The sequence below is a fragment of the Mycolicibacter terrae genome, from assembly GCF_010727125.1.
Taxonomy (GTDB): Bacteria; Actinomycetota; Actinomycetes; order Mycobacteriales; family Mycobacteriaceae; genus Mycobacterium; species Mycobacterium terrae.
In genome coordinates this window covers 2,835,418-2,849,858 of sequence record NZ_AP022564.1, presented here as the reverse complement: position 1 = coordinate 2,849,858, position 14,441 = coordinate 2,835,418, and the positions used below count along the sequence as shown (strand labels likewise).

Annotated in this window: 12 protein-coding genes; 6 read left to right on the top strand and 6 right to left on the bottom strand. The window is 68.0% G+C overall.

All coding sequences use genetic code 11. The features are described from left to right. Positions 1-45: 45 nt before the first annotated feature. The 4 genes from G6N23_RS13575 (at position 46) to G6N23_RS13560 (ending at position 7,822) form a co-directional block, all read left to right on the top strand. Positions 46-4,911 (top strand): NAD-glutamate dehydrogenase, encoded by a 4,866-nt coding sequence (locus G6N23_RS13575; RefSeq protein WP_085260234.1) that lies wholly within the window; start codon positions 46-48, stop codon positions 4,909-4,911. Beyond that, complete coding sequence (locus tag G6N23_RS13570; protein ID WP_085260235.1) at positions 4,908-5,321, top strand: acyl-CoA thioesterase; 414 nt, start codon at positions 4,908-4,910, stop codon at positions 5,319-5,321. The genes G6N23_RS13575 and G6N23_RS13570 overlap by 4 nt, the downstream gene beginning before the upstream one ends. Positions 5,322-5,428: 107 nt before the next feature. Continuing rightward, on the top strand, positions 5,429-7,225 hold the full coding sequence (locus G6N23_RS13565) for a DUF2207 domain-containing protein (protein ID WP_157997518.1): 1,797 nt from the start codon (positions 5,429-5,431) through the stop codon (positions 7,223-7,225). 27 nt (positions 7,226-7,252) lie between these two features. Continuing rightward, a complete protein-coding gene (locus G6N23_RS13560) occupies positions 7,253-7,822 on the top strand; it encodes a LemA family protein (protein WP_085260237.1) in 570 nt (189 codons plus the stop codon). 12 nt (positions 7,823-7,834) lie between these two features. On the opposite strand, the gene G6N23_RS13555 is transcribed toward G6N23_RS13560, so the two are convergent. Then, complete coding sequence (locus tag G6N23_RS13555; RefSeq protein ID WP_085260238.1) at positions 7,835-8,476, bottom strand: TetR/AcrR family transcriptional regulator; 642 nt, start codon at positions 8,474-8,476, stop codon at positions 7,835-7,837. A gap of 22 nt (positions 8,477-8,498) precedes the next feature. Between G6N23_RS13555 and G6N23_RS13550 the strand changes: the two genes are divergently transcribed. Continuing rightward, complete coding sequence (locus G6N23_RS13550) at positions 8,499-9,356, top strand: alpha/beta fold hydrolase (protein WP_085260239.1); 858 nt, start codon at positions 8,499-8,501, stop codon at positions 9,354-9,356. A 9-nt stretch (positions 9,357-9,365) separates the two neighbouring features. Here G6N23_RS13550 and G6N23_RS13545 read toward each other — a convergent pair whose 3' ends face one another. Both G6N23_RS13545 and G6N23_RS13540 read right to left on the bottom strand, forming a co-directional pair. Beyond that, positions 9,366-10,925 (bottom strand): glycoside hydrolase family 13 protein, encoded by a 1,560-nt coding sequence (locus G6N23_RS13545; protein WP_085260240.1) that lies wholly within the window; start codon positions 10,923-10,925, stop codon positions 9,366-9,368. Continuing rightward, positions 10,925-11,323 (bottom strand): globin, encoded by a 399-nt coding sequence (locus tag G6N23_RS13540; RefSeq protein WP_085260301.1) that lies wholly within the window; start codon positions 11,321-11,323, stop codon positions 10,925-10,927. The genes G6N23_RS13545 and G6N23_RS13540 overlap by 1 nt, the downstream gene beginning before the upstream one ends. Before the next feature lie 135 nt (positions 11,324-11,458). Here G6N23_RS13540 and G6N23_RS13535 point away from each other — a divergent pair, with 135 nt between their 5' ends. Then, on the top strand, positions 11,459-12,100 hold the full coding sequence (locus tag G6N23_RS13535; RefSeq protein ID WP_085260241.1) for an HNH endonuclease: 642 nt from the start codon (positions 11,459-11,461) through the stop codon (positions 12,098-12,100). On the opposite strand, the gene G6N23_RS13530 is transcribed toward G6N23_RS13535, so the two are convergent. The 3 genes from G6N23_RS13530 to G6N23_RS13520 all read right to left on the bottom strand — a co-directional run bounded on the left by G6N23_RS13530 (position 12,076) and on the right by G6N23_RS13520 (position 14,333). Continuing rightward, the gene (locus tag G6N23_RS13530; protein WP_085260242.1) at positions 12,076-13,026 is read right to left on the bottom strand and encodes a carbon-nitrogen hydrolase family protein; all 951 of its coding nucleotides are present in this window, start codon (positions 13,024-13,026) and stop codon (positions 12,076-12,078) included. The genes G6N23_RS13535 and G6N23_RS13530 overlap by 25 nt on opposite strands. A gap of 2 nt (positions 13,027-13,028) precedes the next feature. Beyond that, entirely contained in the window at positions 13,029-13,244 is a 216-nt protein-coding gene (locus tag G6N23_RS13525) for a Rid family hydrolase (protein ID WP_234808554.1), read from the bottom strand. A 159-nt stretch (positions 13,245-13,403) separates the two neighbouring features. Continuing rightward, the gene (locus tag G6N23_RS13520; protein ID WP_085260244.1) at positions 13,404-14,333 is read right to left on the bottom strand and encodes an MOSC domain-containing protein; all 930 of its coding nucleotides are present in this window, start codon (positions 14,331-14,333) and stop codon (positions 13,404-13,406) included. Between the last annotated feature and the right edge of the window lie 108 nt (positions 14,334-14,441).

Here is a 14,441-nt window from a genome sequence, read left to right as displayed (position 1 = left end):
GTAGCGGCTGCTGCCGGAACTGACGCTTGGTCAGGAGGGGTGGGGATGACCGATTCCACCGAGCGGCGATCAGCCGCATGGACGACGTTTCCCGATCCCACTCAACCGCAGGACATTCCCGAGTGGGTGGCAGGCGCCTACACCGCCACCTACCGCGGCCCGCACAGCGATGCGCTGGGCGGCGATGACGCGTCCGACGCCGAGTCGGCGGGCCGGGCCGCGGCGGTCGTGACCCCGGCGCTACTGGCAGCCCACGCCCGGCTGGCGCAACACCGGCCGGCCGGAGAGACCCGGGTCGGGGTGTACCCGGCGAACGACGCGGCCGGGTTCGGCCCGGCCCTGCAAGCGGTCACCGGGCACGCCGGCATGCTGGTGGATTCCGTCGCGGTCCTGCTGCACCGCCTCGGAGTGGCCTACACCGGCATCATGACACCGGTGTTCGCCGTGCATCGAGATGCCCACGGCGAACTGCGCAGCGTCGAACCGAATTACCATGACGTCGAACCGAATTCGACGGACAGCGCCGTCGCGGAGACCTGGATCCACGTCCAGCTCTCGCCTTCGGTCAGCGCCGAGGCGATGGCCGAAGCCGAACAGTTACTGCCCCACGTGATGGCCGATGTCCGTCAGGTCGCCACCGACTCCCAGGCGATGCACGATGCGCTCGACGCCCTGGCCGGCGACGTCGAATCCGACCCGCAGGGACACTACGAAGCGCCGGACCGCCATGAGGTGGCCGCGCTGCTGCGCTGGCTCGCCGACGGGCACTTCGTGTTGCTCGGCTACCAGCGCGGGGTGGTACGCGACGGGCAGGTGCTGGTCGAGGATGCGGACCGGCTCGGGGTGCTGCAAGTGCGTAAGTCCCTGCGGCCCATGCTCACCGGCGAAGACCTGCTGACCCTGGCGCAGGCCACCGTGCCCAGCTACATGCGGTTCGGCTCGCACACCTACGTGGTGGTGATCCGGGAGAACACCGGTGACGACATCGTCGCGCACCGCTTCGTCGGACTGTTCACCGCCGGGGCCATGAACGCCGACGTCTTCGAGATCCCGGTCATCTCCCGGACCGTGCGTCAGGCACTGGCGCTCTCGGAGAGCGAGCCCGGCCACCCCGGTCAGCTACTGCTCGACATCATCCAAACCGTCCCGCGTTCAGAACTTTTCGCGATCAGCTCCGAGCAACTGCTGAACATGGCGATGGCCGTCGCCAACCTGGGCTCACGTCGCGGCGCGCTGCTGTTCCTGCGGGGTGACCGAACCGGGCGGTTCGTGTCCTGCCTGGTCTACCTGCCGCGTGATCGTTACACCACCCCGGTCCGGCTACACATGGAGGACATTCTGACCGCCGAATTCGGTGGTGTCGGTGTGGAGTACAGCGCCCGGGTCAGCGAAGCACCCTGGGCGCTCATTCATTTCATGGTCCGGCTGCCCGACGATCCCGAGGCGCGCACCGTCGACACCTCCGAGGCCAACCGGGTGCGGATCCAGGCGCTGTTGACCGAGGCCAGCCGCACCTGGGCGGACCGGATGGTCGGCGCTGCTGCCGGAACCCCGGCAGAGTCCCAGGCGCAGCACTACGCGGCGGCGTTCGCCGAGACCTATAAGCAGGCAGTCACACCGGCCGAGGCCGTCGACGACATCGCGATCATCGACGAACTGGCCGACGGATCGGTCCGCCTCGTGGTCTCCGGTTACGGCGAGGACGATGCGGTCCTGTTGAGCTGGTTCCTCGGCGGCCACGGCGCGTCATTGAGTCAACTGCTGCCGATGCTGCAGTCCATGGGCGTGGTGGTGCTCGAGGAGCGCCCGTTCACCGTGGCCCGCGCCGACGGCCTGACCGTGTGGATCTACAAGTTCAAAATATCGCCGCACCCCAGCATCGAGATTCCGGCGACCGGCGCCGAACGCGATGCCGCCCAACAGCGGTTCGCCGCCGGGGTCACCGCGATCTGGGAGGGCCGGGTCGAGACCGACCGGTTCAACGAACTGGTGCTGCGGGCCGGGCTGACCTGGCAGCAGGTGGTGGTGCTGCGCGGCTACGCAAAATACCTGCGCCAGGCCCGTTTTCCCTACAGCGAGGCCCACATCGCGTCGGTGCTCAACGAGCATCCGGGCACCGCGCGGGCCTTGGTGGCATTGTTCGAGGCACTGTTCGACCCCTCCCGGACGTCCCGCAGCAGCGATGCGCAGATGGCGGCCGCCGACGTCGCGGCCGGCATCGATGCCGTGGTGAGTCTGGACACCGACCGGGTGCTGCGCGCGTTCGCCTCTCTGATTCAGGCCACGCTGCGCACCAACTACTTCGTCACCCGCGCTGATTCGGCTCGTGCGCGCAATGTCCTGGCGCTCAAGCTGGACGCCCGGCTGATCGACGAGCTTCCGCTGCCGCGGCCCAAGTTCGAGATCTTCGTCTACTCGCCCCGCGTCGAAGGTGTGCACCTGCGGTTCGGCTTCGTATCCCGCGGCGGGTTGCGGTGGTCGGACCGCCGCGAGGACTACCGCACCGAGATTCTCGGGCTGGTCAAGGCCCAGGAGGTCAAGAACGCCGTCATCGTCCCGGTCGGCGCCAAGGGCGGGTTCGTGGTCAAACGCCCACCGGTGCTCACCGGCGACCCGGCCGCCGACCGCGAAGCGACCCGCGCCGAGGGGATCGCCTGCTACAAGCTGTTGATCTCCGGCATGCTCGACGTCACCGACAATGTCGACCACGCGACCGGTGCGGTGAGCGCGCCGCCGCAGGTGGTGCGGCGCGACGGCGACGACGCGTATCTCGTGGTGGCCGCCGACAAAGGGACCGCCAGCTTCTCCGACATCGCCAATGAGGTGGCGCTGTCCTACGGCTTCTGGCTCGGCGACGCATTCGCCTCCGGGGGATCGGTGGGCTATGACCACAAGGAGATGGGCATCACCGCCAAGGGTGCCTGGGAGTCGGTGAAGCGGCACTTTCGGGAGATGGGAGTCGACACCCAAACGCAGGACTTCACCGTCGTCGGTGTCGGGGACATGAGCGGCGATGTGTTCGGCAACGGAATGCTGCGCAGCGAACACACCCGCCTGGTGGCCGCGTTCGACCACCGGCATATCTTCTTGGACCCCGATCCGGATCCGGCCCGGTCCTTCGCCGAGCGGCAGCGGATGTTCGACCTGCCGCGGTCCAGTTGGGACGACTACGACAAGTCGCTGATCAGCGCCGGTGGGGGTGTCTTCCCGAGAGAGCTGAAGTCGATACCGATCAGCCCGCAGGTGCGAACGGTGTTGGGTCTGGGCGACGACGCCGCCGAGCTGACGCCGCCGGCGCTGATCCGAGCGATCCTGCGGGCGCCGGTGGACCTGTTGTTCAACGGCGGCATCGGCACCTACGTCAAAGCCGAAACCGAATCCGACAGCGACGTCGGCGACCGGGCCAACGACCAGGTGCGGGTCAACGGAAACCAGGTGCGCGCCAAGGTGATCGGTGAGGGCGGCAACCTCGGCGTCACACCGCTGGGGCGCGTCGAGTACGACCTGGCCGGCGGCCGGATCAACACCGATGCCCTGGACAACTCGGCCGGTGTGGACTGCTCAGACCACGAGGTCAACATCAAGATCCTGATCGACTCCCTGGTCACCGTCGGCAAACTCGACGTCGCCAACCGGCCGCAACTGCTGGCGTCGATGACCGACGAGGTCAGTGCGCTGGTGCTGGCCGACAACACCGCGCAGAACGACCTGATGGGCACCAGCCGGGCCAACGCGGCCAGCCTGCTGCCGGTGCACGCCGACCAGATCCGGCACCTGGTCGCCGACCGCGGCCTGAACCGCGAACTGGAGGCCCTGCCGTCGGAGAAGGAGATCCGCCGGCGCGCCGAGGCCGGGCTGGGGCTGGCCTCACCGGAACTGGCGACGCTGATGGCTCACGTCAAGCTGACACTCAAGGCGGCGGTGCTGGCCACCGACCTGCCGGAACAGGATGTCTTCGCCGCCCGGCTGCCGCAGTACTTCCCGTCGGTGCTGCAGCAGCGATTCGCCCCCGAGATCCGTTCGCACCAACTGCGCCGGGAGATCGTGACCACGATGCTGATCAACGACGTGGTGGACACCGCCGGCATCACCTACGCCTTCCGGATCACCGAGGACGCCGGCGTCGACCTCATCGATGCGGTCCGGGCCTATGTGGCGACCGACGCGATCTTCGGGGTGGGTCGGCTGTGGCGCCGGATCCGGAGTGCCGGCGAGCAGGACGGGCTGCCGGTGGCGGTGACCGACCGGATGACGCTGGACTTGCGGCGGCTCATCGACCGCGCCGGGCGATGGCTGCTCAACTATCGTCCGCAGCCGCTGGCGGTCGGCGCCGAGATCAACCGGTTCGCCGAGAAGGTGACGCAGTTGACGCCTCGGATGCCGGAATGGCTGCGCGGCGACGACGCCGACATCGTGGCCAAGCACGTCGGCGAGTTCCGCGCGCAAGGCGTGCCAGAGGACCTCGCCACCGACATCGCCATCGGCCTGTACCGCTACAGCCTGCTCGACATCATCGATGTCGCCGATATCACCGACCGCGACGCCGGCGAAGTCGCCGACACCTATTTCGCGCTGATGGATCGGCTCGGCGCCGACGGACTGCTGACCGCGGTGGCCCGGCTGCCCCGCGACGACCGCTGGCATGCCTTGGCGCGGTTGGCGATCCGCGACGACATCTACAATTCGGTGCGGTCGCTGTGCCTGGATGTGCTGGCGGTCGGCGAACCGGACGAGGACGGGATGCAGAAGATCACCGAGTGGGAATCGACCAACGGGTCGCGGGTGGAACGGGCGCGGCGCACGTTGAGCCAGATCTACGAGTCCGACCAGCGGGATCTGGCCACGTTGTCGGTGGCAGCGCGGCAGATCCGCAGCATGACCCGCGCCGGCGGCCCGGGTACGGCGTCATGAGCGCCGGCTTCGTCGCATCGGTACCGGTGCGCTGGTCGGACATCGACATGTACCAGCACGTCAACCACGCGGTGATGGTCACCATCCTTGAAGAGGCGCGGGTGCCGTTCCTGTCGCCGGCCTTCGCCGTCGACATCACAACAGTCGGCCTGCTGATCGCCGAGGTCAAGATCGCCTACAAGGGCCAGCTGCGGCTGATGGACTCACCGCTGCAGGTGACGATGTGGGTGCCGCGGCTGCGGGCGGTGGACTTCACCATCGGCTACGAGGTCCGCTCGGTCAGTGCCGCGCCCGATTCGAAGCCGGCGGTGATCGCCGAGACCCAGCTGGCCGCGTTCAGCATCGACGAACAGAAGTTGGTGCGCCTCTCGCCGGAACACCGGGAGTATCTGCAGCGGTGGACGCGTTAGCCGAACGTCGGGTTATTGCGGCGGTCGCATGATTCGGCCGGTTGCCGTGACCGTCAACCCTTACTGTGCTTAGGGGATCGTCAGTCCGGCGGCAGGAGACGAAGCGAGTGAAGAACGCTAAGTCGCTGTTGATCGCGTCGGCGATTCTGATTGCGCTGTCGGGTCTGGGCCTGCTGTGGCCGCTTGCCTCCGGACAGACGGATTCGGTGACGCCGCCCAACGATCCGGGGGTGATCAGGCGCTACGCGGCGACCTATCGGGTCGCCGCTGACGGCCGCCTCACTGCCACAGAGCGCCTGACGGTGGACCTTCCGAGCGGCCGGCACGGCATCTTCTGGTATTTCCCGGTCGCCGACCCCAGCGACTCCCATTTGCGGATTGTCCCGGCCGTCACCGGCATCACGATGAATGGCCGGGAGGTGCCGGTGGACTATTCGTGGCGAAACGGCCGCAGCGTGTACGTTGCCCGTATCGGCGATTCGTCCACGACGCTGGCCCAGGGTACATACGTGTACGAGATTGACTACACCATCGACGGCGTATTGGCGAAAACCCCTAGCGCACAAGGGGAGTTCCCGACCCAGGCGGGGGAGAACCGGATCGCGGCGGACTCGTCGTTCTACTGGAACGCGGTGGGCTTCTGGGAGATGCCGATTCGGGACGCGCAGACCGTGATCGAGCTGCCCGTCCGATCCGGGCTGGTGCAGTGTGCCGCGAGCACCGACGGGTCGATTCCGTGCGCCATCGAGGGCGCGGGCAGTGAGCGCATCACGGTCACCGCGGGAAACCTGGCACCGCGTAACCCGGTCACCGTTCGCGTTGATCTGCCGATGACGCTGCCGGCCCGGACCACACTGCCGTGGCCGGCGCGCTTCGACGGGATCCTGGGCCGCTCGACCCGCATGGCGGGTGTGGTGGCGGCATTGACGGTGCTTGCCGCGCTGGCGGGATACCTGTGGGTTCGACGGTCACGGGAGACGCCTCCGGGTTTGCCGGTGACGTATGTGCCGCCCGACGGGCTCGGGCCGGCGCAGACCGTCTACATCGTCAAGGAGACCGTCGGTGAGCACGCCCTGGTCGCGACGCTGTTGCATATGGCGGAGCGCAAGCTGGTTGAGCTGGAGCGCATCAGTTCGAAGAAGTGGGCCGTCACCGGCACCGGCACCTCAGCGGAGTGGGCGAACGTTGATCCGGTGACGCGTGAGGTCGGCGAAACGCTGGGCATCACAGAATCCGGTGGCCGTGTTGTCACCGGCGGCAAACGGGTCGGCGAGAAATTGGCGAACGCTGCGAAGACCGTCAAGTCCGCCACTCGATCCTGGTCTCGGACGGGGGGATTGTCGCGATACGAGGCCGTGGCGATCATCGGCCGAGTGCTGGTCTGCATCTGCATCCTCGTCGCGGTCGTTCGGTTCTGGGGCTATCCGACGATGTGGGGTCTGCCGTTCGCCGTGTTCGCCATCGCCGGTGTCTGGCTGTTCGCCACGGGGGCGGGTACCCGGCGCACCGCAGCGGGCCGCCAGCTGTGGTCGCGGGCCGGCGGATTCGAGCGCCTGCTGTCCACGCCGTCCAGCGAGGATCGGTTCGACTTTGCGGCGCGCAAGGACCTTTTCATGGCCTACATCCCCTATGCGGTGGCGTTCGGCGTCGCCGACAAGTGGGCCGCGAAGTATCGGACGGCGACCGGGCAGGAGCCGCCGGAGGTGCCGTGGTATCCGGCGACGCAGGCGGGCGGTGCGGCCGGGCTGTACAGCGGGACCGCGCTGGCCGGCCTGGGTGCCGCGATCGCGGCTTCGATCAGTGCGTACCAGGCTTCCCAAAGCTCTTCGTCGGGGTCTGGTGGGTTCAGCAGTGGCGGTGGTGGTTTCGGCGGCGGAGGGGGCAGCGGTGGCGGCTCCTGGTGAACGATTGATCGAGGAAAGAGGTATCAGATGAGCGCAATCACTGCCATCGCGATCCTGGCAGCGGTACTGGTGGCGGTGGTCGCCTTCGGCATCACCGCGTTCAATCTGCTGCGCACGCTCGATGTGAAGGCGCAGGAGGCATTGGGTGGTATCGATGTCCAGCTGACCCGGCGCGCCGACCTGATTCCTAACCTGGTATCCACCGTCAAAGGCTATGCGACGCACGAGAAGTCGGTGTTCGAAGAGGTCACCGTCGCCCGGGCGAAGGCGACGCAGGCGGCGCAGTCGGGCACCGTCGAGGAGAAGGCGCAGGCCCAGGACCAGCTGGACCGCGGGATCTTCAACGTGCTCGCCGTCGCCGAGAACTACCCCGAGCTGAAAGCCTCAGTCAACTTCCTGCAGCTGCAGGAACAGCTCACCGACACCGAGAACCAGCTGGCGTTCGCCCGCCAGTACTACAACGACGCAACCGCCACCCTCAACCAGCGGGTGGTCACGATTCCGTGGATGTTCTTCACCGGGATGGCCAAGGTGGCCGCGCGGCCGTTCTATCAGGCGACCGAAGGACAGCAGGCGCCGCCACCGGTGATGTTCTGAGTTCTGCGCAGATCAGCTCTCGGTCAGCATGGCGTCCAGCAGTCGGTGCACCACCGTGCTCACCTCGGCGCGGGTCTGCTCGTGGTCCTCGGCGGTCGCGATCAGCATGGCGGCCTCGTCCAGTGCGCCGATGAGGACATGCGCCAGCGCGCGGACCGGCTGCTCGGCGAGTTGGCCGGCCTTCATCGCCTCGCTGAGCAGTTGCTCGGTCATGCCCAGGCTGTAGCGCTGGGCCACATCGCGAAAACCGTCCCACCCGAGGACGTTCGGCGCATCCAGCAGGATGAGTTGGCGCACCTCCGGATCGTCGGCCACCACCAGCCAGCTTTCCGCCGCGGACCGCAACGCGGCGGCCGGGGTGGTCGTCGCGGAGGCGGCGACCGCCTCGGCGAGCCGCGCCATGACGTCGCCCTCCACCGCCTCCACGACCGCGCGGAACAGCGCCGCCTTGTCGGGGAACTGGTGGTACATCGCGCCGCGGGTCACTCCGGCGGCCTCGGCGATCTCCGGGGTGCCGACCGCGGCGAAGCCGCGCTCGCCCCACAGCCTGCGGGCCGCGCTCGTCAGAGCAGCGCGCGTTGCGGCGGAGCGCTCGGCCTGCGTCCGGCGCTTGATTTCCGTACAGGCTGTCGGTAAGTTATCGGCAGGTTGCACGTAACTATGTTAGGAGCATCCAATGCCCACCGTTGACATTGACGCCGGAACAATCCACTACGACACCGCGGGCCCGCAGGACGGCCGCCCGGTGCTGTTCGTCCACGGCTACACCATGGCCTCTTCGCTGTGGGGGCCGCTGAGCGCACGACTGGCCGCGCGAAATCTGCGCTGCATCGCCCCGACCTGGCCGCTGGGCGCGCACCCGACGCCGCTGCGGCCCGGAGCAGACCGATCACTGCCGGGTATCGCGGCGATGGTGAACGCATTCATGGCCGCACTCGCCCTCGACGACGTGGTGTTGGTCGGCAACGACACCGGGGGTGTGGTCACCCAGCTGGTGGCGGTAGACCACCCGGATCGCGTCGGTGCGCTGGTTCTCACCAGCTGTGACGCCTTCGAGCATTTTCCGCCGCCGATCCTCAAACCGTTCATGCTGGCCGCCAAGACGCCCGTCACCTTCCGTGCCGTGCTCCAACCGATGCGGCTGCGCACCTTCCGCAACCGCGGCTTCGCAGCGCTGTCACACGGTGACATCGACCCGCTGGTGGCCCAGTGGGTGAAACCGGCGCTGCGTGACGCGGCGATCGCCGAGGATCTCCGCCACCTGACCAAGTCGCTGCACCAGCAGATCACGCTGGATGCGGGCGCGCGGCTGGGCGGGTTCGCCAAGCCGGCACTCGTCGCATGGTCCGCCGACGACCTGTTCTTCCCCGTTGACGACGGCAAGCGCCTCGCCGATGCGTTGCCCAACGGCCGTTTCGAACTCATCGACGGCGCCCGGACCTTCTCGATGCTCGATCAGCCGGACCGGCTGGGCGACCTGGTGGCCGAATTCGCCGGCGCCACAAGCGGGCACGGGGGCCGCGGTCGCCGGTGAGCCGCGTCGTCAGACCAGCCAAGCCGCAGCGTCGGGCGGTAGTGCGCCGTCGGTCGCCGGGGCGCTGGCCAGGATGAGCTGGCCCTCCGGCTGCGCCACCGGCTGGTCGCCGGCGTTGAGCGTGCACACCAGTCCGCCGCACCTGAACATCACCACCCCGTCCGGGGCGGGCAGCCATTCGACGCGACTGTCGAAACCCACATGTTCCCGGCGCAATTCGACCGCCCGCTGATACAGCGTCAGGGTCGAGTCTGCGTCACCGAGTTGGCGTTCGACGGTCAGCGGCGCCCACTGCGGCGGCATCGGTAGCCAGGTCTCGGATCGCTCGGAGAATCCGAACGGCGGCGCGTCGCCCGACCACGGTATCGGCACCCGGGAGCCGTCGCGGCCGCGCTCGGTGTGCCCCGAGCGTTCCCACACCGGATCCTGCAGCGCATCATCGGGCAGCTCGACGCCGGGAAGCCCCAATTCCTGGCCGTTGTAGATGAATACCGCGCCGGGAAGCGCGAGCAGCACCAACGCCATCGCCCGTGCCCGCGCCAGTCCGGCCGCTCCGCCGCCGTAGCGGGTGACCGATCGCTGCACGTCATGGTTCTCCAGTGCCCAGGTCGGGGCGGCGTCCACCGATGCGACCGCGGCCAGTGAGTTCTCGATCGCATCGCGGATCGCCGGCGCGTCGAAGCCGGCCTGCAGCAGCCGGAAGTTGAACGCCAGGTGCAGTTCGTCGGGGCGCAGGTACTCGGCGAACAGGCCGTTGTCGTGCACCCAGACCTCGCCGACCGACACCGCGCCCGGATAATCGTCGAAGACGGTGCGGATCGCACGATGGATGCGATGGACGCCGGGCTGGTTGAACCGCGGGTCGTCGTCGCGGTGGGCCAGCAGTTTCACGTCGGTTACCGGCATGTCGGGCAGCCCTGGGGGCTTGGCCATGCCGTGCGAGACATCGATCCGGAAGCCGTCGACGCCACGGTCCAGCCAGAACCGCAGGGTCCGGTCGAAATCTTCCATGACCTCCGGGTTGTCCCAGTTCAGATCGGGCTGGGTGGTGTCGAACAGGTGCAGGTACCACTGGCCGGGGCCATCGGGTTCGGTGGTCCGGGTCCACGCCGGGCCGCCGAACACCGACACCCAGTTGTTCGGCGGCAGCTGCCCGTTCGGCCCGCGGCCGTCACGGAAGATGTAGCGCGCCCGCGCCCGGCTGCCCGGCGCGGACGCCAGTGCCTCGAGGAACCACGGATGCGCCGAACTGGTGTGGTTGGGCACCAGGTCCATGGTCAGTTTGATGTCACGTTCGTGCGCGGCCACCACCAGCCGGTCCAGCGCCGCCAGGTCACCGAAGAGCGGATCGATGTCGCGCGGATCCGCCACGTCGTAGCCGTGGTCGGCCATGGGCGAAACCGTCACCGGGTTCAGCCAGATGGCGTCGATACCCAGCCCGCGCAGGTAGTCCAGGTGGGCGATCACCCCGTCGAGGTCGCCGACCCCGTCGCTGTTGCTGTCGGCGAACGAGCGGGGGTAGGCCTGGTAAAACACGCTGTTGGCCCACCAGGGCTTGTCGGCGCCCATCAGACCGGTGCGTTGACCAGGAAGTCGGCCACTGAATGCAGGTAGTGCAACAGTTCGGCGCGATGAGCGTCGTCGAGGGTCTCGGTGTCGATCTCGTCGATCGCCGTGACCATGCAGCGCAGCCAGGCGTCGCGTTGCAGCGGGCCGATGCGGAAGGGGATGTGCCGCATCCGCAGCCGCGGGTGGCCGCGACGTTCGGTGTAGGTGCGCGGCCCGCCCCAGTACTGCTCGAGGAACATCCGCAACCGCTCTTCGGCGCCGTCCATGTCGTCGGCGGGGTACATCGGGTGCAGGATCGCATCCTGGGCGACCAGTTGGTAGAACCGCGACACGATGGCGTGGAAGGTATCCGCACCGCCGACGGCGTCATAAAACGAGGGCTCTTCTATCGGCTGCATCGCCCACCATTGTGGGGCATCGAGGAATTCCTGCCGGACACGCATCTAGAACACACAGCAAATCGACGTGCGACCAGCGCCGAATCATGGTGAACTGTTCCGCGGAGGATTTATGGTGCAGCACAAAAGCCGCCGATGAAGCGTCGGGGCCACCGCAGACCCGGTGCCCCCATGGCGAGCCTGTCCGGGCTTGCCGCCGCTCCATGCCTGCACTCGGTCGCCACTTCCAGCTCTGTTCCCGGGGCCGACGCCGCGTCGATCTGGACCCGCCGGCGGGTGTTGCTGCTCAATTCCACCTTCGAGCCGCTGACGGCGCTTCCGCTGCGGCGCGCCATTGTCATGGTGATCTGCGGCAAGGCCGACGTGGTGCACGACGACCCGGCCGGCCCGGTCATCCACTCGGCGACCCGGTCGGTGACCGTGCCGTCGGTGATCCGGCTGCGGTCCTATGTGCGGGTGCCGTATCGCGCCCGAATCCCGTTGACCCGTGCCGCGCTGATGCACCGTGATCGGCACAGCTGTGCCTACTGCGGCGGCAAAGCCGACACCGTCGATCACGTGGTGCCGCGCAGCCGCGGCGGCGACCACTCCTGGGAGAACTGTGTCGCCGCCTGTTCGACCTGCAATCACCGCAAGGCGGACCGGTTGCTCACCGAGCTCGGTTGGACGCTGCGACTGGTGCCGACGTCGCCGAAGGGCCAGCATTGGCGGCTTCTGGCGGTGATCCACGACCTCGATCCGGTGTGGATGCGCTACCTCGGCGAAGGCGCCGCCTGAGCTGGGTTTGCCTGAACTACGTGGCGCCGGTACCAGCGACGCCCATGCCAGCGCTGGTAGTGCCACACCGCGGCGGGCATGATCCCGCGGCGATGTAGCCAGAAGCCGGCCGGTGGCTCGAGCCGGGGCCGCTGGCGCTGCAGCGTGATCTCGCCCAGGACGATCCCTTCGCCCTCCTCGGCCCGCCGCTCGGCGATGACGGTGCCGTCCGCGGCGGCGATCAGGGTGGCCCCTTCGAAGTACCCGCGGTAGGGCATGGGCAGCCAGGGCATCGCGCAGTCCAGGCTGCCGGCGTGGGCGGCGTGCACGACCGGTGCACCGATGTACTGGGCGAACGAGGCCGCCGCCCGCCGGGCGGTGGCGGCGTTGTTGCGTTCCAGGCGGTCGAACAGGGCGTGCGGTGTCCAGCGCGGAATCGACCACCAGCCCGATCCGGTCATGGCCAGGTCCACTTTGCCCCGCAGCCGTCGCACGGTCTGGGTGCGCATCAGCTCCCAGCACACCGCCGCGCCGACCGCGTAGTCACCCGCGTCGAGTACGCCGTCGTCGTCGCCACCGGTGTAGAACGCGTTCTCCCACATGGTGGGCAGATCCTTGTCGTGCCGGCCCACCACACCGCCGGGGCCGGCCAGCAGGTAGGCGTTGCGGACATGGCCGTCGGAATCACGGCACAGGAATGACCCGCCGACCAGCGCCCGATGCCGGCGGGCCAGTGCGGTGAGAAGTTCGGTCGCCGCACCGTCGGGGGGCAGGGCCGCGGTGGCCAACGATGGAGTGAATCCGATGCCGGTGGTGAAGAACTCCGGCAGGGCGATGACCTCGGCGCCGGCTCGGCCGGCCTCGTCGGCGAGGCGTTCGCAGGCGGCCAGGTTGGCGGGCACATCGCCGAGTACCGCTTCCAATTGCACTGCTGCCGCAAGAACCATGCTCATCGCCTCTCAGGTATGACTGCGCAGCCCTGCACCTCGAGCAGCGTCTGCGGTAGGGACAGCCGTGCGACGGCGATCGAGGTCAGGGCCGGTCGGTGTTCGCCGACCCACGCCGCGTAGATCTGTGCGAGCGCGACCGGCAGATGCTCGATCACCGTGCTGTACATGGTAATGGCCACGATCTGCGTCCGGTCCGAGCCTATGCATTCCAGCATCGCGTCCAACTCGTTCAGGATGAACCTGACCGGAGATATCGGCTGCGGGAAAGGTGAGCCCGTCGGAATCTGTCTGCGCGGCAACGATTCCCGGCCAGTGCGCTATGCCCCGGCGGTCACGAGTTGGGAGATCCCCGACTTCCGGTGTGATCCGCTGAATCATGGGTGCGCACTGTCGGACTGGTTGACCGCGGACTGAAATCGCACTTCGTCGCCGACGCGGACGGGTCCGGCCGTGGCCACGCTGGCGTAGACCCCGAGGGATGCCAGCTTGCCTGCATCGGGGATGGGCTTGCTGTTGTGCCGTGCGATGGTCCGCAGCGTCGCCCGGTCCAACGGCACATCTTTGCCATGGGCGAGGGTGGACATCACGCAACGCGGAGTGCACCAGTCGACCCGGGCCGCGATCGTCCCACCGATGCTGAGTCGTCCGCCCACCCAGGCGTCTTCGACAAGGCCGGGTGCCGAAGTCTCGATGACCATCGTCGGCCGGTAGCGGCGCGGGTCGAAGTTCGCGCTCGGTTCGAGTTGCTGAAAATGCTCGATGGTCGACGTGGTGATGATATGCAGCGGCGTGAGGTCGAAGAACCTATCGGCTTGCAGCGGTCCGTAAGTCAGGACGTCGTCGCCGTCGGAATTCCTGGTCGTGTGGGAGTAGGCACCGTCTTTGGGGAGCCCGGTCGTCGCCTCCCAGACCAACTCGGTCTTCGCGTCGGCGGGCACCTCCGCAGCGAGCCGAACGGTGCGGCCGAGATACCGCGACATGGCCTCGTCGAGTTCGGTGCCGACGTTTCGATGCCGACTCCCGTCGGGGAAGGCGACTTCGAGCGCGGGCAACGGCCGGCCGCGTTGCGGCTCGTCGAGGTAGTAGGCCCGACACGCGAGCAGGCTGGCGTACTTGCGCGGATTCTTCGCATTGCAGAGGTTGCCGGTCTCGACATCGATGAAGGCGTACCGGTGATCCCCGAGGCCACCGTGGGGTTCGACGTATCCGCTGTCGATACCGTGACCGCCGACCGACTTGATCGGGAAGCGGAAGAGGGTCTTTACCCGGCCGACCAGATCGCCGGGCCGAGACGTGTCGTTCATGGGACTCCCACTGGCAGGACCCGTGCTGCCCAACGGTGCCCGCCTCGCGAGGAAGGGGCATCGCCGACACGGCAGCAACGGGTGATGGTCTATCGCCGAGGACCGCTT

Excerpts from the sequence above, each read along its gene's own strand:
- G6N23_RS13560 (WP_085260237.1), top strand. The coding sequence starts at position 7,253 with ATGAGCGCAATCACTGCCATCGCGATCCTGGCAGCGGTACTGGTGGCG.
- G6N23_RS13570 (WP_085260235.1), top strand. The coding sequence starts at position 4,908 with ATGAGCGCCGGCTTCGTCGCATCGGTACCGGTGCGCTGGTCGGACATC.
- G6N23_RS13535 (WP_085260241.1), top strand. The coding sequence starts at position 11,459 with ATGAAGCGTCGGGGCCACCGCAGACCCGGTGCCCCCATGGCGAGCCTG.
- G6N23_RS13550 (WP_085260239.1), top strand. The coding sequence starts at position 8,499 with ATGCCCACCGTTGACATTGACGCCGGAACAATCCACTACGACACCGCG.
- G6N23_RS13540 (WP_085260301.1), bottom strand. The coding sequence starts at position 11,323 with ATGCAGCCGATAGAAGAGCCCTCGTTTTATGACGCCGTCGGCGGTGCG.
- G6N23_RS13575 (WP_085260234.1), top strand. The coding sequence starts at position 46 with ATGACCGATTCCACCGAGCGGCGATCAGCCGCATGGACGACGTTTCCC.
- G6N23_RS13520 (WP_085260244.1), bottom strand. The coding sequence starts at position 14,333 with ATGAACGACACGTCTCGGCCCGGCGATCTGGTCGGCCGGGTAAAGACC.
- G6N23_RS13525 (WP_234808554.1), bottom strand. The coding sequence starts at position 13,244 with ATGCTGGAATGCATAGGCTCGGACCGGACGCAGATCGTGGCCATTACC.
- G6N23_RS13530 (WP_085260242.1), bottom strand. The coding sequence starts at position 13,026 with ATGGTTCTTGCGGCAGCAGTGCAATTGGAAGCGGTACTCGGCGATGTG.
- G6N23_RS13545 (WP_085260240.1), bottom strand. The coding sequence starts at position 10,925 with ATGGGCGCCGACAAGCCCTGGTGGGCCAACAGCGTGTTTTACCAGGCC.